This window comes from Xanthomonas sp. LMC-A-07, from assembly GCF_030208825.1.
In the GTDB taxonomy this organism is placed as follows: Bacteria; Pseudomonadota; Gammaproteobacteria; order Xanthomonadales; family Xanthomonadaceae; genus Xanthomonas; species Xanthomonas campestris.
In genome coordinates this window covers 178,076-199,313 of sequence record NZ_JARVTF010000020.1, presented here as the reverse complement: position 1 = coordinate 199,313, position 21,238 = coordinate 178,076, and the positions used below count along the sequence as shown (strand labels likewise).

Annotated in this window: 20 protein-coding genes, 1 other RNA gene and 1 pseudogene; 17 read left to right on the top strand and 5 right to left on the bottom strand. The window is 66.3% G+C overall.

Annotation, left to right across the window (positions count from 1 at the left end; all coding sequences use genetic code 11):
• Positions 1-54: 54 nt before the first annotated feature.
• A non-coding RNA gene (locus tag QRM89_RS19400) (sX9 sRNA) lies at positions 55-129 on the bottom strand.
• A gap of 131 nt (positions 130-260) precedes the next feature.
• On the opposite strand from QRM89_RS19400, the gene QRM89_RS19395 reads away from it, so the two are divergent.
• Positions 261-854, top strand: coding sequence for a mechanosensitive ion channel domain-containing protein (locus QRM89_RS19395; protein WP_042599338.1), 594 nt, complete (start codon positions 261-263; stop codon positions 852-854).
• Positions 855-867: 13 nt separating this feature from the next.
• On the opposite strand, the gene QRM89_RS19390 is transcribed toward QRM89_RS19395, so the two are convergent.
• Positions 868-1,134: a DksA/TraR family C4-type zinc finger protein gene (locus tag QRM89_RS19390; RefSeq protein ID WP_228878730.1), complete on the bottom strand. Its 267-nt coding sequence runs from the start codon at positions 1,132-1,134 to the stop codon at positions 868-870.
• Between the two features lie 129 nt (positions 1,135-1,263).
• Here QRM89_RS19390 and QRM89_RS19385 point away from each other — a divergent pair, with 129 nt between their 5' ends.
• On the top strand, positions 1,264-1,527 hold the full coding sequence (locus tag QRM89_RS19385; protein ID WP_011036496.1) for a DUF2789 domain-containing protein: 264 nt from the start codon (positions 1,264-1,266) through the stop codon (positions 1,525-1,527).
• A 163-nt stretch (positions 1,528-1,690) separates the two neighbouring features.
• Here the strand turns inward: QRM89_RS19385 and QRM89_RS19380 are convergent, their stop codons facing one another.
• The gene (locus tag QRM89_RS19380) at positions 1,691-1,864 is read right to left on the bottom strand and encodes a DUF1328 domain-containing protein (RefSeq protein WP_003489471.1); all 174 of its coding nucleotides are present in this window, start codon (positions 1,862-1,864) and stop codon (positions 1,691-1,693) included.
• Positions 1,865-2,090: 226 nt separating this feature from the next.
• Here QRM89_RS19380 and QRM89_RS19375 point away from each other — a divergent pair, with 226 nt between their 5' ends.
• The 3 genes from QRM89_RS19375 to QRM89_RS19365 all read left to right on the top strand — a co-directional run bounded on the left by QRM89_RS19375 (position 2,091) and on the right by QRM89_RS19365 (position 5,140).
• Complete coding sequence (locus QRM89_RS19375) at positions 2,091-2,591, top strand: YgjP-like metallopeptidase domain-containing protein (RefSeq protein WP_285448749.1); 501 nt, start codon at positions 2,091-2,093, stop codon at positions 2,589-2,591.
• A 37-nt stretch (positions 2,592-2,628) separates the two neighbouring features.
• Positions 2,629-3,882 (top strand): 2OG-Fe(II) oxygenase, encoded by a 1,254-nt coding sequence (locus tag QRM89_RS19370; protein WP_285448748.1) that lies wholly within the window; start codon positions 2,629-2,631, stop codon positions 3,880-3,882.
• A 157-nt stretch (positions 3,883-4,039) separates the two neighbouring features.
• Complete coding sequence (locus QRM89_RS19365; protein WP_285448747.1) at positions 4,040-5,140, top strand: Glu/Leu/Phe/Val dehydrogenase dimerization domain-containing protein; 1,101 nt, start codon at positions 4,040-4,042, stop codon at positions 5,138-5,140.
• Positions 5,141-5,241: 101 nt separating this feature from the next.
• On the opposite strand, the gene QRM89_RS19360 is transcribed toward QRM89_RS19365, so the two are convergent.
• The gene (locus QRM89_RS19360) at positions 5,242-8,088 is read right to left on the bottom strand and encodes a S8 family serine peptidase (RefSeq protein WP_285448746.1); all 2,847 of its coding nucleotides are present in this window, start codon (positions 8,086-8,088) and stop codon (positions 5,242-5,244) included.
• A gap of 156 nt (positions 8,089-8,244) precedes the next feature.
• Here QRM89_RS19360 and QRM89_RS19355 point away from each other — a divergent pair, with 156 nt between their 5' ends.
• The 12 genes and pseudogenes from QRM89_RS19355 to pdeM all read left to right on the top strand — a co-directional run bounded on the left by QRM89_RS19355 (position 8,245) and on the right by pdeM (position 19,812).
• Positions 8,245-9,420, top strand: a complete 1,176-nt coding sequence (locus QRM89_RS19355) for a thiolase family protein (protein WP_285448745.1) — start codon at positions 8,245-8,247, stop codon at positions 9,418-9,420.
• A gap of 123 nt (positions 9,421-9,543) precedes the next feature.
• Entirely contained in the window at positions 9,544-9,885 is a 342-nt protein-coding gene (locus QRM89_RS19350) for a hypothetical protein (RefSeq protein WP_011036489.1), read from the top strand.
• A 251-nt stretch (positions 9,886-10,136) separates the two neighbouring features.
• The gene (locus QRM89_RS19345; protein WP_011036488.1) at positions 10,137-10,472 is read left to right on the top strand and encodes a hypothetical protein; all 336 of its coding nucleotides are present in this window, start codon (positions 10,137-10,139) and stop codon (positions 10,470-10,472) included.
• Positions 10,473-10,614: 142 nt separating this feature from the next.
• Entirely contained in the window at positions 10,615-12,351 is a 1,737-nt protein-coding gene (locus QRM89_RS19340) for a diguanylate cyclase (RefSeq protein WP_285448744.1), read from the top strand.
• Between the two features lie 69 nt (positions 12,352-12,420).
• A complete protein-coding gene (locus QRM89_RS19335) occupies positions 12,421-12,981 on the top strand; it encodes a polymer-forming cytoskeletal protein (RefSeq protein WP_285448829.1) in 561 nt (186 codons plus the stop codon).
• Entirely contained in the window at positions 12,978-13,343 is a 366-nt protein-coding gene (locus QRM89_RS19330) for a hypothetical protein (RefSeq protein WP_228438942.1), read from the top strand. Before QRM89_RS19335 ends, QRM89_RS19330 begins: the two co-directional genes overlap by 4 nt.
• 186 nt (positions 13,344-13,529) lie before the next feature.
• Positions 13,530-13,628, top strand: a pseudogene (locus tag QRM89_RS19325) (MBL fold metallo-hydrolase); the annotation flags it as partial.
• A 219-nt stretch (positions 13,629-13,847) separates the two neighbouring features.
• Positions 13,848-14,858, top strand: a complete 1,011-nt coding sequence (locus tag QRM89_RS19320) for a ligase-associated DNA damage response exonuclease (RefSeq protein ID WP_011036484.1) — start codon at positions 13,848-13,850, stop codon at positions 14,856-14,858.
• Entirely contained in the window at positions 14,855-15,088 is a 234-nt protein-coding gene (locus QRM89_RS19315) for a hypothetical protein (protein ID WP_040941587.1), read from the top strand. The genes QRM89_RS19320 and QRM89_RS19315 overlap by 4 nt, the downstream gene beginning before the upstream one ends.
• Positions 15,085-16,689 (top strand): ATP-dependent DNA ligase, encoded by a 1,605-nt coding sequence (locus tag QRM89_RS19310; protein ID WP_070692582.1) that lies wholly within the window; start codon positions 15,085-15,087, stop codon positions 16,687-16,689. The genes QRM89_RS19315 and QRM89_RS19310 overlap by 4 nt, the downstream gene beginning before the upstream one ends.
• Positions 16,686-19,178, top strand: a complete 2,493-nt coding sequence (locus QRM89_RS19305; protein ID WP_285448743.1) for a ligase-associated DNA damage response DEXH box helicase — start codon at positions 16,686-16,688, stop codon at positions 19,176-19,178. Before QRM89_RS19310 ends, QRM89_RS19305 begins: the two co-directional genes overlap by 4 nt.
• On the top strand, positions 19,168-19,812 hold the full coding sequence (pdeM, locus tag QRM89_RS19300) for a ligase-associated DNA damage response endonuclease PdeM (RefSeq protein WP_285448742.1): 645 nt from the start codon (positions 19,168-19,170) through the stop codon (positions 19,810-19,812). The genes QRM89_RS19305 and pdeM overlap by 11 nt, the downstream gene beginning before the upstream one ends.
• A gap of 95 nt (positions 19,813-19,907) precedes the next feature.
• Here the strand turns inward: pdeM and QRM89_RS19295 are convergent, their stop codons facing one another.
• Positions 19,908-21,179, bottom strand: coding sequence for an NAD(P)/FAD-dependent oxidoreductase (locus tag QRM89_RS19295; RefSeq protein ID WP_285448741.1), 1,272 nt, complete (start codon positions 21,177-21,179; stop codon positions 19,908-19,910).
• Positions 21,180-21,238: the final 59 nt, after the last annotated feature.

Here is a 21,238-nt window from a genome sequence, read left to right as displayed (position 1 = left end):
TGACCATGGATCACTGCACCACACAGCACACGCAGATGAGCGCGCATTTAGAGCGGCTGACAAAACGTAGCGAGCAGTCGTCAGGTGGGTGCGGACGGCGCGGAGGAACCGGAATGTACGTGGGTACATGAGGATTCCGAGCACCGGCCGCGCCCGCCTGGCGGCTGCGCAGTAGTTTTGATAGCTGCTCTTAGCCCACGCACCTATTGCGCGATGAGTAGCCCGTTACACTAGGCACCCCCACGTATCCGCTTGAGCTGATGGCTGCACCCGACCCCCTTCCCGCGATGATCCGTAGTCTGTTGCCGCACTGGAACCCGCAGTGGCTCGATGTCGCAGTGCCCGCCGTCAAGATCGTCGTGATCCTCGCCGTCGCGGGCCTGATCCGGCTGCTATTGCGCCAACTGCTCAAACGCCTGTGCACGCGCTACAGCGTGCCGGCCGAAATGATGATTGGCATTCGGCGGGCGGGCGGCTTCATCATTTCGGTGAGCGCGCTGTTGATGGTGCTGCACGTGATTGGCGTCTCCGCCGGCACGTTGTGGACGGCGTTCACCGGATTTGCGGCGGTGGGTGCGGTGGCGTTCTTCGCTGCGTGGAGCGTGCTGTCCAACATTTTCTGCACGTTCCTCATCATCACCACGCGGCCGTTCCGGCTGCACGACCACATCGAATTGCTCGAAGGCGGTGACAAGCCGGGCCTCAAGGGCCGCGTCATCGACATCAATGTGATCTACACCACGCTGGAAGAAACCGGCGACCACGCCGGCAGCGTGCTGCAGGTGCCCAACAGCCTGTTCTTCCAGCGCACCACGCGGCGCTGGCGCGAGACCAGCGGGTTTCATTCGCCTTAAACAGCGGCACCCGTCAGCGCAGCTGGCTGTCCTTGCTGCCGCGCCGGTTGTAGCCGCCTTGCGCGGCTTGCGCATGGTCCTGCGCCTCCTGGCAGGTAACGCACAGATGCACACCCGGCACAGCGCTGCGCCGCGCCTCGGGAATACGCGCATCACAGTCTTCGCAGTGCGTCAGGCTCGGGCCCTGATGCAGCTGGCTGCGCGCCCGCTGGATCGCCTCGTCCACCGTGGCATCGATCTGGTCCTGCACCGCCCCATCACCCGCCCATCCGGTCGCCATGTCTGCATCACCTTGTTGGTCTGTTTCTGAAATGGGCACGCACGGCGCAAAATCCAAGCCGGCTCTGCACAGTGCCCTCAAACCGGGTGCTCTAGCATTCACCGATTCGCCGCCCACAGGAACCCCACCATGGAACAACCCGTCCACCCGTTCTCCGAACTGTTTGCACAGCTCGGCCTGCCCTCCGACGAAGCCAGCATTCGCCGTTTCATCGCCGAACATTCCCCACTCCCCGGCGATGTGCGACTGGAAGAAGCGCCGTTCTGGACACCGGCCCAGGCGCAGCTGCTGCGCGAAGAGCGCATCGACGATGCCGACTGGATCGTCACCATCGACCAGCTCAATATCGCCCTGCATACCGAAGCAGAAGACACCGGCGTGTCGGCAGGCTGAAGTACGGCTCCAGTAAAGCTAGAGCTCGTTTGCGCACTTGCCTGGCGATGGCTTGCAAGGCGCACAAAACAGCACGCACAAAAAAAGGAGCGGCATTGCCGCTCCTTTTGTATCTCTAACGCCTGCTAGCAGCGCTCGAAAGCGCTACTGCAGGCGATGGCAATCAGGTCACCTTTTTGGCGATCGTCATGCCCAGCACGAACAGCACAATGGCGATGATGATGCCGGCCCAGAACAGGAACTTGGCGATTCCCATCGCCGCACCTGCCATGCCACCGAAGCCCAATGCACCGGCAATCAGGCCGATGATGGCGAAAATAATGGCCCACTTGATCATGATGTCTCCTATCGGCAAAGCCGTTGCGTCAGTCGAGTGCTTTCAGCGGCGCAGTGCCGGAAAACATGCCGTGCACGCTACCCACCACCCTGTGCCGCACTCGTGAATACGCGTGACACACGACGACACAGTTGCCCAGCCGTTTAGCTGCGCGAACGCCTCTTCACATCGCTCGCAGACACACCGCGCATCGGCGATCATGCGGCCTGGGCAACGTTTGGATCACATGGAAACGCTTCGCTATCTCACCGGTTACCCACCTGCAGTGCTGGAGCAGGTGCGCGCCTTGATTGCGCAGGACAAGCTTGGCGCCGTCCTGGCGCAGCGCTATCCCGAGCGCCACACCGTGCGCACCGACCGGCAGTTGTACGAGTACGTCAAAGAAATGAAGGAGCGCTACATGCGCTCTTCGCCCACGCTGCACAAAGCCATCTACGACAATCATCTGCAGGTAGTGAAGCATGCGCTTGGCACGCACACCGCCATCTCGCGCGTGCACGGCAGCCGCCTGAAAGCCAGCCGCGAGATCCGCATCGCCGCGGTCTTCCGCGACGCGCCCGCGCCCTTCCTGCAGATGATCGTGGCGCACGAACTGGCGCACCTCAAAGAGCCCGAGCACGACAAGGCCTTCTATCAGCTGTGCCACCACATGGCCCCGGATTACCACCAGCTCGAATTCGACCTGCGCCTGTATCTGACCCAGCTCGCGTTGAGCCCGCGCGACTGATTGTCTCCCCGCCCCGACCAGGGCTTAGGATGCGCCCATGGACTCACACGCGCTCTCCCAGCTCACCCACGCAGCACAGAACCAGGCCCCTGATGCCATGGCGGCGCTGGCACACGCGCTGGTCCGCGCCGGACGGGTGGAAGAAGCTTTTTCCTGGTACTGCCGCGCGGCAGCTGCGGGCGATGCCACCGCGCGGGTGGAGGCGGGCCGCATGCTGGCCTACGGCATCGGGTGCGAGAGCGATCTTCGGCAAGCCCTTGTGTACTGGCAACAGGCCGAGCAGCAAGGTGCGCCTGCAGCGCTGTATCTGCTCGCAAGCGCCGCGCTGGCCGAAACGCCGCTGACGCTGGATGCCCAGGCGCAGGCACGGCTGCTCGCATCGGCAACGGCAGGCTATGCGCCAGCGCTGCGTGCGGTGGCGATCCAGCACGGGCGCGTCGCCCACCCGGCGCAACAACGCCAGTGCGTTGCGCTTCTTGAACGTGCCGCTGCGGCTGGCGATGTGCCCGCCGCAGCGCTGCTGGCGCAGCGCCTGCTGCACGGCGAAGGTGTTCCTGCGCAACCGGCGGCGGCAGCGGACTTGCTGCTGCAATTACAGGCGCAGGGGATTGCGCAGCTGCCAGAGCTGCATGTCGCGCCACCACTGCCGGTCCACACCGACGACCACGCGATGCATTTTGAACCGCCCGCCACACGACTGCACCACCATGCGGCTCCGCGGATCGAAGAACTGCACGGTGTGCTCTCTGCAGACGAATGCCGGCTATTGATGCTGCTGGCGCGTCCGCATTTGCGTCCTTCGCAGGTGGTTGACCCCAACGATGCGAGCACGCGGCGTACGCCGGTGCGCACCAGCCAGGGCGCCACGCTCGATCCCATCCTGGAAGATTTCGCCGCACGTGCGGCCCAGGCACGGCTCTCAGCCTGCGCAGGCCTGCCGCTGAGCCACGCCGAGCCGCTTTCGGTGCTGTGCTACGCGCCAGGCGAGCACTACCGCCCGCATCGTGACTATCTGCCGCCCAGCACGATCGCGATCGACCGGCCCGCCGCGGGCAACCGGCTGCGCACTGTCTGCGTGTATCTCAACGCCGTCCAGGCCGGTGGCGCCACCGATTTTCCGATCGCCGGGGTCCGCGTGCAGCCGCGTGCCGGTGCGGTGGTGTGCTTCGACAATCTGCTGGCCGACGGCACGCCTGATCCGGATTCGTTGCACGCGGGTCTGCCGGTGAATGCGGGCAGCAAATGGCTGGGCACGCTGTGGTTTCGGCAGCGCCGCTACCGGGATTGGTGAACAGGTTCATACACATCCACCGGCCAGCGTGGTTTAAAATGTTGCGGCGCGGCGTGATCGGACAGGGTCTGGAGACGTCGCGTTTTTTGTTTCCCATTGCGCCGGCTGCAGGCCGGGCGTCAGGGAAGGCACATCACGCAGCCCCGCGGAGCCTTCGATGCTTTTCGAAACCCTCGATACCACCGGCCATGAGCAGGTGATTTTCTGTCACAACCGCGACGCCGGCCTCAAGGCCATCATCGCGTTGCACAGCACCCGTCTGGGGCCGGCACTGGGTGGGGTGCGCATGCGGCCGTATGCCAACAGCGAAGCCGCGCTCAACGATGCACTGCGGCTCAGCCGCACCATGACCTACAAGAACGCGCTGGCCGGCCTCAATGTCGGTGGTGGCAAGGCCGTGATCATCGGCGACCCGAAGACCGACAAGAGCGAGGCGCTGTTCCGCGCCTTTGGCCGCTTTGTCGACACCCTGGGGGGCCGCTACATCACCTCCGAGGATGTGGGTACCGATGTCAACGACATGGAGCAGATCTACCTGGAGAGCGAGTACGTCACCGGCGTGCATCAGGTGCATCGCGGCTCCGGCGATCCCGCCCCGTTCACCGCCTACGGCGCGCTGCAGGCGCTGATGGCCTCGCTCAATCGCAAGCTCGGCCATGAAGAAGTGGGCAAAGCCAGCATCGCGATCCAGGGCCTGGGCCATATCGGCATGGAACTGGTGAAGTTGCTCAAGGAGCGCGGCGCCAAACTCTATGTGGCCGATCTCAATCCGGCACTGGTGGATCGCGCGATGTCCGAATACGGCGCCGAGGCCGTGCGCCCCGAAGAGATTCATGAAGTGCCCGCCGATGTGTTTGCGCCCTGCGCACTCGAAGGTGCCATCAACGAAGACACGCTGCCGCGGCTCAAGGCCAAGATCATCTGCGGCACGGCCAACAATCAGTTGTCCAGCGCAGCGATCGGCGAAGAGCTGCACAAGCGCGGCATCCTGTATGCGCCCGACTACGTGGTGAATGCCGGCGGCGTCATGAATGTGTCGCTGGAGATCGACGGCTACAACCGCGAGCGGGCGATGCGCCTGATCCGCAGCATCTACCACAACCTGGAAAAGGTGTTCGACCTGTCCACCCAGCTCGGCATCCCGCCGCAGCAGGCGGCCGACCAGATTGCCGAAACGCGGATCGAAGCGATCAGCAAGCTCAAGCTGCCGCTGGGCCGCACCGCACCGCGCTTCCTGCACAAGTTACGCGGCGAGTAAGCGCGCAAACGAGCGGGACGCGGTTGAGGACTGGTGCGATGACACAATCCCCACCGCACACGTGACGCCCGGGCATTGCACCCGGGCGTCATGCACACCGATCAGAAATCGGCGCTGTACTTCAGGCTCAACGCGCGGTCATCGCCACGCTCGCCCACCCGCTGGTCGTAGCCGAAACGCAACTGGCTCTGCTGGCCCAACGGCGCCGAGGCCGCAATGCCGAACACACCGCCCGAGCGCGCCGGCTGCATGCCACGTAACGGTGCCCATGCCTCCACCCCGATGAAGCTGGCATCGAGCATCAACCCCTGACTGCTCAATGCCTGCTGCCATTCGACATAACCACCCAACTGCAGACCGCGCCAGCGATACGCCGAACGCATACCGGCCAGCACTTGCGTGCGCGAGGATGTGCTTGCAGCGGCACGCAAACCAAAACCTTCACCACCGCTTTCGCGGAAACCTTCGCTGCGCAAACGCACGTAATCCAGGCCCATGTACGGCGTCAGCGACGCAGCTGCATGGCCCCAGCGATACCCGGCTTCCAGGTTGCCGCTGAGATAGCTGCCGCTGTAGTCGCTGAAGGCACTGCTGCGGTCTTCGCCCAATTGCAGGTTGCGTTCGATCTGCCGGTTGACGTTACCGAAGCCCAGCTGCCCCAGCGTATGCGCCGCCCCCAGCGTCGTGCCCCAGTAAAGCTGGGCCTGCACCTGCCGGTCGCGGCCACGCGCGCCATCCAGATCGCCCAGGCTGTTGGAACGCGTTTCACCAAAGGCAAAGCCGGCGACTGCGCCAGACGCCAAGCGCAGATCGTTGCCCATCATCCAGCCGGAGGTGGCAAACCCATTGCTGGTCGCACCACCCTCGCCCGGCCCGCCCAGCGCACGCTGCCAGGTGCCCAGCATGCGCGGCTGCTGCGAAAGGCCATCGAAATGCGCTGCCAACGCGCGCCGGCCCAGATCGATGGTGTCGAAGGTCATCGCCGCAGACGCCGCATGCGCACGTCCGGACAGGCTGCGCAGCGAGTCCGCTGCGGTCTTGGCATCGGGTGACTGCTGCAATGCTGCCGCGGCGCGGATGAAGCCGCTGCTGATGCCGCCGTTGCCCTGCAGCTGCTGCGCATCAACCTTCTGGAACGCCTGTTCGACGCGAATTGCCGAATCCATCGACGCCGTTCCGACCGCGCCCAGCGATGCGGCGACTGCGGTGACATCCATGCGCTGCAGCGACACGTACGCGGTGTTGGCGTCGTAGCTCAACGTGGCATCGAGAAAGGTGACTGCGGGCCCGCTGCTGAGACTGGCAAACGTTCCCTGCAGCCCGTTGGCTGCTTGCAGCACAGGATAGGTGGTGTTGTTGACGACATAATCCCGCCGCCCGATCAGCTGCAGGTCGCCATCGATCGTCGCAGTACCGCTCACATTCAAGCGGTCACCCACGTTTAAGGCCAAGCGCCCTAAGTCATCCTGAGTGTAGTTACCTCCGATTGCCAAAACCGCGCCACCGACCTGCAGCGTACTCCCTCGATTAGAGACCGTGCCGGCAATGCGTCCTGCTCCAATCAACGTTGCACCATTCAGGATGTCCACCCGCACGCTCTGCAGACTGGCCGTCTGCAACGTGCCGTCCAGCACTTGGGTATCGCCGGCAAACGTATTGTTGCTACTGCTGAGTATCAGCGTGCCGGATCCGCGCTTGGTCAACCCACCGTTGCCACTGATGTCGTTGGCCCAGGTCGAACGTAAGGTCGTGACCTCGACATCCACCGTGCCCCAGTCAAAACGCGCCGGCCCCAGCACCGCCTTGCCCACGTTGAGCAGGCCGTAACCGAACGTCGGATCGACGCCAGCCGCGCCCAGATCGGTGGCGGTGCCCAACAATGTCTGCCGAACCAGATCGTTGTTGAGGTACGGAAACGCCTGCCACACCAATGCTGCTGCACCCGATACCAGCGGCGCGGCGAAAGACGTTCCGCTGCCGTAGAAATAACGGATGTTGCTGGCGGTTGCATCGGGGTCGATAAACAGTGACGTGCCCGGTGCTACCAGGCAATACCGCATCGCCACGCCGCAGGCATTGGAATACGACGCCAGTTGGGTGGGATTGGCGGTGTCCAGCGCGCCGACTACCAGCCAGCCGCGCTCCAGGTCTGCCGCCGGAAGCGTGCCGTTCGGGCCCACCTGGCTGGGAAGCGCCGCAGTATCAGACGGTTGCGCACGCGACTCATTGCCCGAAGCGAACACCACCAGACCATCGTTGCCGATGACGAAGGAGCGGTATTCCTGCGCGATCTGATTGGTGACTGTCGGGTCGTTCCAATACAGACCGCCCCATGAGTTGTTCATGATGCGCACGCCTGCGCCGATCAGGTCGGCATGCACTGAGCCCAGACCGAGCGGGCCATCGACTTCATTGCCTTGGCCACTGCCATCGTCCACCGGCGCGCGGTCGCTGATGATGCGCGCCGACACCAGGCCCGCACCCGGCGCAATACCGCCCGGCCACTGCCCCACCGCACGCCCGGCCGCCAGCTCGGCGACAACCGTGCCATGCCCGACCACATCGCCCACCGCGACATTGTTGTTACGCGGGTCGACATAAATGAAGCTGTCGCTCACTCGGCCCTGCAAGGCGGGATGATTGGCGTTGATACCGCTATCAATGACACCGATGCGATAGCCCGCGCCAGTGAAGCCCAATGCCTGCGCGGCACGTGCATTGGTCAACGTCAGATGTGCGTCGATTGCCGGTTCCGGCGTCGGTGCAGTGACCGGCGGCGGCGGCGGCGGTGAGGTGGGCGGTGGCGGAGGTGGTGGCGAGGTCGGTGGTGGTGCAGTCGGCGTGCTCGGACGAATGCCGCCTCCACCACCACCCCCACCACCACACGCGGTCAATGCCACGGCCAGCGCCGAGGCCAGGACAGTCCTGGCGACATCTGTCTTCTTCATCTTGAGTTTTCCCCGAACCAATCCATGGATCGGGCCCAACCCCGGGCCCGAATATGGCTTTTATACGTCACGTTAAGCCACCACTCCAGCACGGTGCGCGCTGGCGCGAATCGGCCACGAGGCAGATAATCGTTTCACTTTAAACGGTATCCACTCATGTCCGACATCGTCATCGTTGCTGCAAAACGCACTGCCATCGGATCGTTCCTTGGCCAGTTCAATGGCGTCCCCGCCCCCACGCTTGCTGCCGCCGCCATTGAAGGCGCGCTGGCGCAGTCGGGCGTTGCCGCGGCCGATGTCTCCGAAGTGATCGTCGGCTGCGTGTTGCCCGCCAACCTGGGCCAGGCGCCGGCGCGCCAGGCCGCCATTGCGGCCGGCATCCCGACCTCGACCGGCGCCACCACCATCAACAAGGTGTGCGGTTCGGGCATGAAGGCAATCATGTTCGGCCACGACCTGATCAAGGCCGGTTCGGCCAGCATTGTGGTGGCCGGCGGCATGGAGTCGATGAGCAACGCGCCGCACCTGCTGCCGAACTCGCGTACCGGCAACCGCTACGGCAATTTTCAGGCGGTGGACCACATGGCGTGGGACGGCCTGACCAATCCCTACGATGGCCAGGCGATGGGCGTGTTCGGCGAAGCCACTGCAGAGAAGTTCGGCTTCTCGCGCGCCGATCAGGATGCCTATGCCATCGCCTCGGTGGAACGTGCACAGGCTGCGCAACGCAATGGCGCATTTGCCGATGAAATCGTGCCGGTGAAAGTCGCCACCCGCAAAGGCGAGATCGTCGTGGACAGCGACGAGCAGCCCGGCAAATCCGACGTGGCCAAGATCCCCACCTTGAAGGCGGCGTTCAAGAAGGACGGCACTGTCACCGCCGCCAGCTCGTCGAGCATTTCCGATGGCGCCGCGATCACCGTGCTGATGGCGGCCGATGAGGCGCAGCGCCGCGGGATCACGCCGCTGGCGCGCATCGTGGGCCATGTCACCCATTCGCAGGCACCGGAATGGTTCACCACCGCGCCAGTGGCCGCGATCCAGTCGCTGGTCGGCAAGATCGGCTGGACGCTGGACGACGTGGACCTGTTTGAAATCAATGAAGCCTTCGCCGTGGTGGCGATGACACCGATCAAGGAATTGGGAATTGCACACGAGAAGGTCAACGTGCACGGCGGTGCCTGCGCGCTCGGCCACCCGATCGGCGCATCCGGTGCGCGCCTGGTGGTGACATTGGTGAATGCGTTGCGCAGCCGCGACGGCAAGCGCGGAATCGCGACGCTGTGCATCGGCGGCGGTGAAGCAACTGCCATTGCTATCGAATTGATTTGATTGGCATTAACAGCGAATTTGCAAAGCTGAATGCGCGCGCGCTTGACACTAGTCTTCGGGCCGTCATCATGTCGGGGGCGCGCAATAGCGCGTTGCCTAATCTAATCGACGAGGATTGAAACAATGACCATCAACAAGCTGCTGATCGCAATGGCTCTGGGCCTGGCCCTGACCGCTTGCTCGAAGCCGGAACAGGCTCAGGACGCTGCTGCTTCGGCTAACGAAGCTGCAACCGACGCTCAGACCGCTGCTGACCAGGCTGCTGCCTCGGGCTCGCAGTCGGCTGACGCCGCTCAGGCTGCTGCCAACACCGCCGCTGCTTCGGCTGACACCGCTGCTGACGCTGCCCAGGCTGCTTCCGGCGCCGCCACCGACGCTGCTGCTGACCAGGCTGCTGACGCTGCCAAGACGGCTGAAGACACCGCCGAAGCTGCTAAGGACACCGCTGAAGAAGCCAAGAAGTAATCACTTCTTAGCTCCAAGCGCGTTCGGAGAAAGCCGCTGGTTTCCAGCGGCTTTTTCTTTGCCTGGGTGTTGAGTGTTGCCCACCTCACGTCCACGCGTACTGCCCAACGCGTATCTATGCGCGCGTAACCGCACTGCGGCTCTACCGCTTCTGTTCGCGCAGCTGAATGCGGCCTCGCGGCATTGACACCGGCTGCATCCGGGTCTGCATAAGCTCCGCTTTCCAATCGGAACCGGAACAGGACCCACCCATGAACAAGATCCGCATGCTGTCGCTGAGCGCCGTTGCTGTTGCTGTGGTCACCCTCGCCGCCTGCCAGGGCCCGGATGCCGAACAGGCACGCCGCGATGCCGCTTCTGCCGCAAAGCACGCCGCCGCCGCGACCGAGCAAGCCGCCGACCGCGCTGCCGTGCAAGCCAAGGAAGCCACTGCCGATGCACGCGTCGCCGCACGCGACCTGGCCGCCGACGCCAGCCGCGCTACCGCCAACGCCGCCGATGCCACTGCCGACAAGACCCGCGAGATGGCCAACAAGGCCGAGCAGAATGCGGCCGAAAAGAATGCCGAGCACGACGCGCAGCATTGAGTGCAACCGCGACGCCTGAGCGCGCACGCAATTAGCGACGCGCTTCGCAACTCCTGCATGCACCGGTGACATCTGCCCGGTGCATGCAGCCCGGACAAGCAGCCGGCTCGTGTTGTCGAGCCTGGCACGCTAGGATCTGCGGATGCCTTCTTCCTTTACCTCGCGGCGCCGCAATCAGCTGGCGCTGGTCTTCTCTGCGCTCATCTTTATTGCGATCGGGATCGGCATCTTCGTCGGTGCGCGCCGCTCCCTCGCCGATGCCGCACTCGTCTCGCATACGCATGAAGTCATTGGCCGCGTCGATGAGATCCAGGCGCGCGTGCTCGATGCCGAATCGGCCGAGCGCGGTTACCTACTCACCGGCAATGACGCGTACCTGCTGGACTATCAGACCAGCGTGGAGCGGCTGCCGATCCTGATCGGCAACTTGCGCCGCAAGATCGCCGACAACCCTTCGCAGGTGGCGCATCTGGATCAACTGCATCATTTGGTCGACACGCGGCTCAAGCAGATCCAGCACGTACTCGACGTCTACGCCGACAGCGGCCTGGAGGCGGCGCGTACCAGCATTCGCCAGACCGCGTTTCGCACCACCAGCGCCATCCGCGAACAGGCACTGACCATGGTGCAGCGCGAGCAGGAGCTGCTGGCATTGCGTGCGGAAAGCAGCCGCCAAAGTGCGTTGTTGTTGCTGATCCTGGCTCTGGCCGGCATCCCATTCGGGCTGGCCGTGGTCGGCACGGTGTACGGCCTGCTGATGCGCGAACTGCGGCATCGCGCGCAGGCCGAGCGGCATGCCGCACGTGCCAACCAGGAACTGGGCGAGAGTATCGGCGCGCTGCAGCGCAGCGCGGCCGATCTCAATCTGCTCAGCCGCTACACCGGCCTGCTGCAGAGTTGCGTCAGTGCCGAAGAAGCACTGGATGTCACCAGCCGCACGCTCGCGCATCTGTTGCCCGGCATCGCCGGTAGCGTGTATCTGCTGCGCGCCTCGCAGGACCGCGCCGAGGTGATCAGCCACTGGGGCATGCCGTTGGTGCACAGCGCCTCGCATCTGCTGCCCGAAGAGTGCTGGGCACTACGCCGCGGCCAGCCGCACCTGATCGAAGACCTGGCGCGCGATGCGCCGTGCGCGCACATCGACCTGCCCGATGCGAGCGTGGCAATCACCACCGCGTGCCTGCCGATGTCGGCACAGGGCACGCAGCTGGGCTTTCTGTTCCTGTCCGCGCCCGGGCCGGCGCCGATGCCCCGCCTGGAGATCGCTGAAGCGGCCGCCGAGCAGTTGTCGCTGGCCTTGAGCAATTTGCGTCTGCGCGAATCGCTGCGCCGGCAGTCCATCCGCGATGCGCTGACGGGGTTGTACAACCGCCGTTACCTGGAAGAAGCGCTCAGCCACGAACTGGCGCGCTGCGCACGCCGTGATCTGCCGCTGTCGGTACTGATGCTGGATGTGGACCACTTCAAGCAGTTCAACGACGGCCAGGGCCATGCCGGCGGCGATCTGTTGCTGGCCGCAGTCGGTGAATTGCTGCTCACCCGCCTGCGCGCCGAGGACGTGGCCTGCCGCTACGGTGGCGAGGAATTCACCGTGATCCTGCCGGAAACCGACGGCAAGGAAGCGATGCGCGTGGCCGAACAAATTCGCGGCCACATCGCTGCGCTGGCGGTGAGCGACGGCCAGCGCGCGCTGCCACGGGTCACCGCGTCGATCGGCGTGGCCAGCTTCCCGGCCGATGGCGAGCTGGGATCGGCCTTGATCCAGAAGGCCGATGCGGCGTTGTACGTGGCCAAGCGCCAGGGCCGCAACCGGGTGGAACGGCACGGCGCGGTGGCGGTGAATGCCGAACCGGGTGGCACAAGCGGCGCGATTGTTTGAGATTCGTCACACAAAAGATGCTCTAGCGCAGCGATAGTCGGCGTGACCCATCCAAGCGAGGCAGTCCCGATGTCGATGTGGCGCGATCAAGGTCCCAACAAGAAAGACGGCGTTCCCGCAGCGCCCGAGGTTCCGCCGGCCGATGGCCGCTTGTTCAATGCCGAACCCACCGCCACCCCGGCCGCTGCAGCGGCGGTGACGCCAACTCCGCCGGTGGCGGCGGCGCCGGCGCCAACCCGGCAGAGTGAGGCGAAGGAATCCCTGATCGCCGCCGACATCAGCATCGAGGGCAAGATCGAAGGTGCCGGACATGTGCGCCTGGCCGGCCGGTTCAAGGGCGACGTCAACGTCAAGGGCGATCTCACCATCGAACGTGGCGCCAAGCTCAACGGCGGCGTGCGCGCCAACAAGGTGATCATTGCCGGGGAACTGGAAGGCAATATCGAATCGGCTGCGCAGGTGGAGTTGCAGACCTCCGGCGTGCTGGTCGGCGACGTCAAGGCCGGTAGCCTCACTGTCGCCTCCGGCGCGCGCATGCGTGGCCAGGCCGACTTTGGCTGGGGCGAGGACACCGGCAGCAAGCCGCCGGCCAAACCGGTGGTTGCGGCCGGAGACAGCGACGCCACATGAGTGCACCCCGCCCGGGCACGCCCGGCGCCACGCGCAGCTGCCCGCATTGCAAGGCGACGATCCTGGAAAGCGCGGTCGTCTGCCCTGCCTGCCGGCACCATCTGCGCTTCGATTCGGCGGCGGCGCAGCACACCCAGCCGGCGCCGATCGTGCCGCTCAAGGTCGACGGCACGATTCGCCACCCGGCCGATGGCGATGCCTGGGAATACACGGTGGTGGTGGTGGTGCGCAACGGCAAGGGCGAGGAAATCCGCCGCCAGGTGGTGGACGTGGGCGCCATGCAGGGCGGTGAGGAACGCGGCTTCAGCCTGGCGGTGGAGGCCACGGCGGTGCGAACACCTGGGCGTCGTACGCGGCATTAGCTGCGCTGCGTAATGGCGGTGCGGCGTGGCCCGCAGTCGGCGCCGTGCGCCTCCTGGAGCGGCAGTTGCATCGGCCTGTTGCGGTTCCGGCGATCAGTCCGGACATAACGACTATGGTCAGGGTCGAACGCGCGCAGGACCAGGTCGGCTGCTACCGAGACGGCGCAGCTCCTTTGGTAGCCCATCGCGCGCAAGAAATGGTTGATCCTGTCCCATGCACACCTGGATCGCGCTGGCGGTACCGGCGCCTTGGTGCAGCACCTGCCGAATGCGCGCATGTTCGTGGAGCAGTCGCCACGCGCAGCTTCGTGACGCAGCTGCATCGTTGCCCACTGGCGACCAGCGCAACCTCCACCGCGCGGGGCTCTGTGCTCCCCATCGCGGCCTTCCACAGGCAGGCATCTGACACCGATGTGCACGCCGCATCTGCGCAACACAGGCAGCATCTCGCACGCACCACCCCCATTCTCAGGATCTGCACATCGGCTTGGCCAGAGTTGCCGCATGCACAACGGCAATGACACACGCGGCGATCTGGTGGTGCTTGGGCCCGAAGGGCTGTACTGCCCACAAGGCGATTTCCATATCGATCCATGGCGGCCGGTGCCGCGCGCGGTGATCACGCATGGTCATGGCGACCACGCACGCGGCGGCATGGGCGAGTACCACTGCACGCGCGAAAGCCTGCCGATCCTGCAATGGCGGCTGGGCGAGCAGGTCTATCACCCGCATGCCAATGGCGAGGCGTTCACCCTGGGACGCGCGCGGGTGTCCTTGCATCCGGCCGGTCATGTGCTGGGCTCGGCGCAGGTGCGCATTGAAGTCGATGGCCAGGTGTGGGTGGCCTCCGGCGACTACAAACGCCAACACGACCCCACCTGCGCGCCGTTCGAAGTGGTGCCGTGCGACACCTTCATCACCGAGGCAACCTTCGGGCTGCCCGTGTACCGCTGGCCGGACACCGCGCAGGTGGCGGCCGATATCGTGGCCTGGCGCCATGAGTGCGCCGCGCGCGGCGAGGCGGCGATCCTGTATTGCTATGCGCTGGGCAAGGCGCAGCGCGTGCTTGCTGAGTTACGCGCCTGGGACACGCAGCCAGCGCTGTTGCATGGCGCAATCGCCGCCGGCGTGGAGGTGTACCGGCACGCCGGCATCGCCATGCTGGAGACGCAACCGGTGAGCGAACACGCACGCGGCGCAGACTACGCCGGGCAATTGGTGCTGGCCCCGCCATCGGCAGCTGGCAGCCCGTGGATTCGCCGCTTTCGGCACGCGCAGCAGGGCTTTGCCTCGGGCTGGATGCGCATCCGCGGCAACCGGAGGCGACGCAACTACGACCGTGGCTTTGTGGTGTCCGATCATGCCGACTGGCCCGACCTGCTGCGCACCATCGCCGACACCGGCGCGCGCCGGGTCATCGCCACGCATGGCAACACCGATGCGTTGATCCAGCACCTGCGCGAGCACGGCGTGGCCGCCGAAGCCTTCCGCACCGACTTTGGAGCCGAGGAATGAATCCGTTGCCTGCACGCCGCTATGTCCGCGCGCGGCCGCGGATCCGGCTCAGTGGCGCACTGGCGTTTCGCCGGCATGCGCTGGCCTTTTGTGTGCATCGCGCCACCCCCGCCGCCACGCTGGGGCCACCGCGCCCGCAACGTCGCCCACGCGCGTTGAGTGCGTTCACCCGCGCTGCCTTGCGGCTGCGCGCGACACCGCTGCTGGCCAGCGCGGAAACAACGCCGTGAAACGGTTTGCGGCGTTGTACCGCACCCTGGACCGCAGCACCGGCACGCTCGACAAGCGCGCCGCCTTGGTGGCGTATTTCCGCGCAGCGCCGCCGCTGGATGCGGCCTGGGCGCTGTATCTGTTGGCGGGTGGCAAGGTGGCCAGTGCGCGCATGCGCATCGCCGCCAGCGGCGAGTTGCGCGAGTGGATCGCCGAGGCCGCCGGGATCGCCGACTGGCTGGTAGCCGACAGCTACGATCATGTAGGCGATCTGGCGGAAACACTGGCATTGCTGCTGGATGATCCAGCCAGCGAGGCGGTGGATGTGTCACTGGCCGAGTGGATTGAACAACGCCTGCTGCCGATCGCCAATCAAGACGTGGCGGTGCGCAAGCACTGCATCGTGCAGGCGTGGCGCACGCTGGCCTTCGACGAACGCCTGGTCTTCAACAAGTTGCTGACCGGCGCCCTGCGCGTGGGTGTGTCGCAACGGTTGGTGCAGCAGGCCCTGGCAGAACTGTCGGGCGTGGATATCGCACGCATTGCCCAGCGCATGCTCGGCAGCTGGCGCCCGCATGCCACGTATGTGGCCGACCTGCTCACCCATGAGGAGCTGCCAGGCGACCGCCAGCAGCCCTACCCGTTTTTTCTGGCGTCGCCGCTGGAGGCCGATGTCGAGAGCCTGGGCGCCATCGACGACTGGCTGCTGGAATGGAAGTGGGATGGCATCCGGCTGCAGCTGTTGCGTCGTGCTGGTGAAGCGGCGCTGTGGTCGCGTGGCGAAGAACGCCTGGATGGCCGCTTTCCAGAGATCGAACAGGCTGCCATGGGCTTGCCAGACGGCACCGTGATCGACGGCGAGCTGCTGGCATGGCAACCGGAACAACCGTTGCCGATGCCGTTCACCGCGCTGCAGACGCGTATCCAGCGGCTCAAGCCAGGGCCCAAGACGCTGGCGGCGGCGCCAGCGCGCGTGGTCGCCTACGACCTGCTCGAACTGGACGGCGAAGACCTGCGCGAGCGCCCGCTGCACGCACGCCGCGCACTACTGGAGCGCGTGCTCGCCACCCTCGCCGACCCACGCATCATCGCCTCGCCGCTGGTGCAACCCACCGATTGGCAGGCCGCCGCGCAGGTGCGGCTGGATGCACGTGCGCGCGGCGTTGAAGGGTTGATGCTCAAGCGCGCGCGTTCGCCCTACCAATCCGGCCGCCGCCGTGGCGACTGGTGGAAGTGGAAGATCGACCCACTGACCATCGATGCGGTGCTGCTGTACGCACAGGCCGGCCATGGCCGGCGCAGCACGCTGTACACCGACTACACCTTCGGGCTCTGGCACGACGGCGCGCTGGTGCCCATCGCCAAGGCGTATTCGGGCCTGGACGATACCGAGATCCTGCAACTGGATCGCTGGATCCGCGCCAACACCACCGAGCGCTTCGGGCCGGTGCGCGCAGTTACGCCGCACCATGTGTTCGAACTGGGCTTTGAAGGCGTGAATCGCAGCACGCGGCACAAGTCCGGCATTGCGGTGCGCTTCCCGCGCATCCTGCGCTGGCGCCACGACAAACCCTTCGCCGAGGCCGATCACCTGAGCAGCCTGCAGGCACTGGCGCGGTGAGCCCGGCACAGCCACAGCGCGGCACGCCGTTGCAGCAATGGCGGGCCTGGTTTGCGCAGCGCGGCTGGGCGCCGTTACCGTTTCAACGCGATGTCTGGAAGCGCTATCTGGATGGCGAATCCGGCTTGCTGCACACCCCAACCGGCAGCGGCAAGACCCTGGCGGCATTTGGTGGCCCGCTGCTGGAAGCGCTGGCCGCACGCGGACGCACGCCGCCGGCCACGGCGGGTGCACGTGGCCGGCGGCAGCCGCAGCGTAGCCTGCAGGTGCTCTGGATCACCCCGCTGCGCGCACTCGCTGCCGATACCGCGCGTGCCCTGCGCGAACCGGTGGAGGCCTTGGGCCTGGATTGGCAGGTAGGCCTGCGCACCGGCGACGCCAGTGCGCGCGACAAACGCCTGGCCCGCAGCGGCAAGCTCGATGTCCTGGTCACTACGCCCGAATCGCTGGCCTTGCTGCTGTCGTATCCAGATACCGCGCCGCAGCTGGCGGCGCTGCGCTGCGTGATCGTCGACGAGTGGCACGAGCTGCTCGGCAACAAGCGCGGCGTGCTGTTGCAACTGTGCCTGGCGCGCCTGCGCGGGTGGTCACCGGCGCTGCGCATCTGGGGGTTGTCGGCCACGCTGGGCAACCTGGCGCAGGCACGCGATGTGCTGCTGCCGCATCAACCGGACGCGGCCTTGGTGTCGGGGGTCAAGCCACGCGCCATGACCCTGGAAACGCTGCTGCCCGAGACCGGCGAGCGCTTCCCGTGGGCCGGCCATCTCGGTCTGGCACAACTGGCGCGCGTGCTGCACAAACTGATGGAACAACGCACTAGCCTGGTGTTCACCAACACGCGCGCACAGGCCGAGCTCTGGCACCAGGCGCTGAGCGCAGTGTGGCCGGAGGATGCGGCTACGCTGGCGCTGCACCATGGCTCGCTGGATCCGGCGCTGCGCACCGCGGCCGAACACGGCCTGCACGACGGCAGTCTGCGCTGCGTGGTGGCCACCTCCAGCCTGGACCTGGGCGTGGACTTTCCGGCGGTGGATCAGGTGCTGCAAGTCGGCAGCCCCAAGGGCATCGCACGCCTGCTGCAACGCGCCGGCCGCGCGCGGCACCGCCCGGGCGAATCCGGCCATGTGGTGTGCGTGCCCTCGCATGCGCTGGAATTGCTGGAATATGCGGCGGCGCGGCGTGCGATTGCACATGGGCAGATCGAAGCACGCCCGCCACCGCGGCTCTCACTGGACGTGCTGGCCCAACATTGCGTGACCCTGGCACTGGGCGGCGGTTTCCAGGCCGATGCGTTGTTGCGCGAAGTCCGCGGCACCGATGCCTTCACCGCACTCGATGAGGCCACCTGGCAGGCCGTGCTCGACTTCATCGTGCAAGGCGGCAGTGCGCTCGCGCACTACCCCGATTTCCACAAGGTGGTGCGCGACGACGCCGGCATCTACCGCGTCACCGACCGGCGCGTGGCGCTGCGGCATCGCCTGTCGATCGGCACCATCACCAGCGATGGCAGCGTGCGCGTGCAGTTCCTGCGCGGCGGCCGGCTGGGTGCGGTGGAAGAACAGTTCGTCGGTCGCCTCAAGCGCGGCGACCGCTTCCAGTTCGCCGGGCGCTTGCTGGAACTGGTGCGGCTGGAAGACATGACCGCCTACGTGCGCATCGCCAAGGGCGGCAGCGGCGTAGTGCCCAAGTGGATGGGCGGGCGGATGCCGTTGTCCTCGGCGTTGGGGCGCGAGGTGGAGGCGGTGTTCGCCGATCCCGGCGACGCGCCGGAAATGCAGACCCTGGCACCGTTGCTGCACTTGCAGGCCAGCCTGTCCGCACTGCCCGGCCCCGGCCATCTACTGGTGGAAACCATCAAGGCGCGCGATGGCCGCCACCTGTTCGTGTACCCGTTCGCTGGGCGCCAGGTCAACGAAGGTCTGGCCGCATTGCTGGCTGCGCGCTGGGGCCGGCGGCAGCGCAACACCTTTAGCTTTGCAGCCAACGATTACGGGTTTGTGCTGTCGCCAGCGCAGGACGTGCCGGTGGATGCCGCGCTGCTGCAGGAATTGCTGTCGCCGGCACGGCTGTTCGAGGACCTGCGCGACAGCCTCAATCTGGGTGAGCTGGCACGCCGGCAGTTTCGTGAAATTGCGCGCGTCGCCGGGCTGCTCTCGCCATCGCTGCCTGGGCGTGCGCCGCGCAGCCTGCGCCAGCTGCAGGCCTCCAGTGGCCTGCTATACGACGTGCTGCAGCGCTTCGACCCGGACCACCTGCTACTGGCCCAGGCCGAGCGCGAAGTCTTCGAAGGCCAGCTGGAATTCGCGCGCCTGGCCCACGCGCTGGAAGACTGCGCAGCGCGCGCCTTGCGCCTGTGCACACCGCGCAGCCTGACGCCGCTGTCGTTCCCGCTATGGGCCGAGCGCGTGCGCGGGCAACTCAGCACCGAAGACTGGAAAGCGCGCGTGCTGCGCGCGGCCGCGCAACTGGAACGCAAGCATGGCCGATAGCGTGCAGCTCACCCTGGCAGGCGAGCCGGTGGAGCTGCTCGGCGAGCGTGCGCTGTATCGGCCCGCGCGGCGCGCATTGCTGATCGCCGATCTGCATCTGGGCAAGGCCGATGTGTTCCGGCGTGCCGGCATCGGCTTGCCTGCGGGCGGCACCGAACACGATCTGGAGCGGCTGGACGCGTTGCTGGCATCGCGCCCGGTGGACGCGCTCTGGATTCTGGGCGACCTGCTGCATGGGCCGGCACCGCGCGCCGCCTGGCACCGCCGCTGGAGCGCCTGGCGCGAGCGCCATTGCGCCCTGCAGGTGATTGCGATCCGCGGCAATCACGACCGCGCATTGGCAGGCGCCGATCTGCACATCGAAGCGGCCGGCGAACAGGTGGAAGATGGCCCGTTCCTGCTGCGCCATGACCCGCTCCCGCACCCCAGCCGCCACGTGCTGTGCGGCCACCTGCATCCGCTGGCGGCGCTGCCCGGCCTGTCGCGCCGCTGGCCGGCATTCTGGTTGCGCGACGGCGTGACCATCCTGCCGGCGTTCTCGCACTTCACTGCCGGCATCGTGCCGACCCTAGTCGAAGGCGAACGCCTGGTTGCCTGCGTCGAAGGCGATGCGATGGCGCTGCCGGTCCGGTGACAACGCGCGCACCGCGTTGATGCAAAGGCGCGTGCGGCGCACCAACTTCACTTCATCAGTGAAGCCAACCGCACGGCGACTGCCGCTGCACGTCACTACGCAGCCATGCCATCTCCTGCATTACTCGAACTTGGCACCGGCACCGGCTGCGCCAATGCATCGACGAACGCCGGGTCCAGCGCGAGCTTGCCGAACCAGCCGTGCTGGGTGCCGCTGAGCACGCGCAGCATGTGGCCGCGCCCACCCGGCACGCGGCCCATCGGCTGCAGCAACAGATCGCGCCCGCGCGCCCACACATCGCGCTCGGACTGAAACAGCGGCGTGAGCCAGCGACTCCAGCGGTGATAGATCGCCACATGCGCCTGGCGTTCGCGCTGGTAGCGCTGCAATGCGGCATCCAGATCCGCGCCGACGCGCAAGGCATCGCGCATCGCCAGTGCATCCAGCAGCGCCATGTTCACGCCCTGCCCCAGCTGCGGGCTCATCGCATGCGCGGCATCGCCGGCCAGCGCAAAGCGCCCGCGGTGCCAGCGCGACACCACCGCGTCGCGGTAGCTGGCGCGCGCCAAGGCGCCATGCACCTGCACGGTCTGCAGGCGTGCAAGCGCGTCCGGCCACATCTGCGCCACTTCTTCGCGCCAGGCGTCCATGCCGCGGGTTTCCCATGCAGCGAAATCGCTGCAGGGCAGGCTCCAGAAAAAGCTCAGCCGCGGCGTGTCATCGCCCGGCCGCGTGCCCACCGGCAGCAGCCCGATCATCTTGCGTGCGCCGATGTAGCGCTGCCGCAACTCGTCCACGTACGGCCAGTCTTCGCGTGGCAACAAACACCACAGCGCGCCCCATGGATACACCCGATCCAGCTGGGTGCCCTGCGCCTGTGCGCGCAAGGTCGATGCCGAGCCATCGGCGGCGATGATCAGATCGTAGGGGCCATGCCATTGCCCGCGCTGGTCCTGCACGCGCACGCCGTCGTGATCGACCGCGGTGATCTGCGTGCCGATGTGCAGGTTGGCGTACTCGGGCCAGGCATCGCGCAGCAACGCGAACAACGCGCCGCGCTGCATGCCCAGGCCCATCAGGCGCGCATCCAGGTCGCGGTAGCGCATGTCCATCACCGCGCGCCCGCAGGGCGTCTCGCCATACAGCCGCCGCACCGGTGCACCGTGCTGCAAGGACTGCTCCAGCAGGCCCATCTTCCACAGCACCTGCAGCCCGCTCGGCTGCAACAGAAATCCCGCACCAACCGGGCCGGGCGCGGGCGCGCGCTCGAACACGTCCAGCCGATGCCCATCGGCACCGAGCAGCACGGCCAGTGCCTGCCCCGCCGTGCCGTATCCCACTACCGCAATTCGCAATGTCTGCTGCATCGTCCGTGCTCTGTCTGCGTCCTCACCGGCCCGACATGGACCGGCGCAAAAAAAACCCC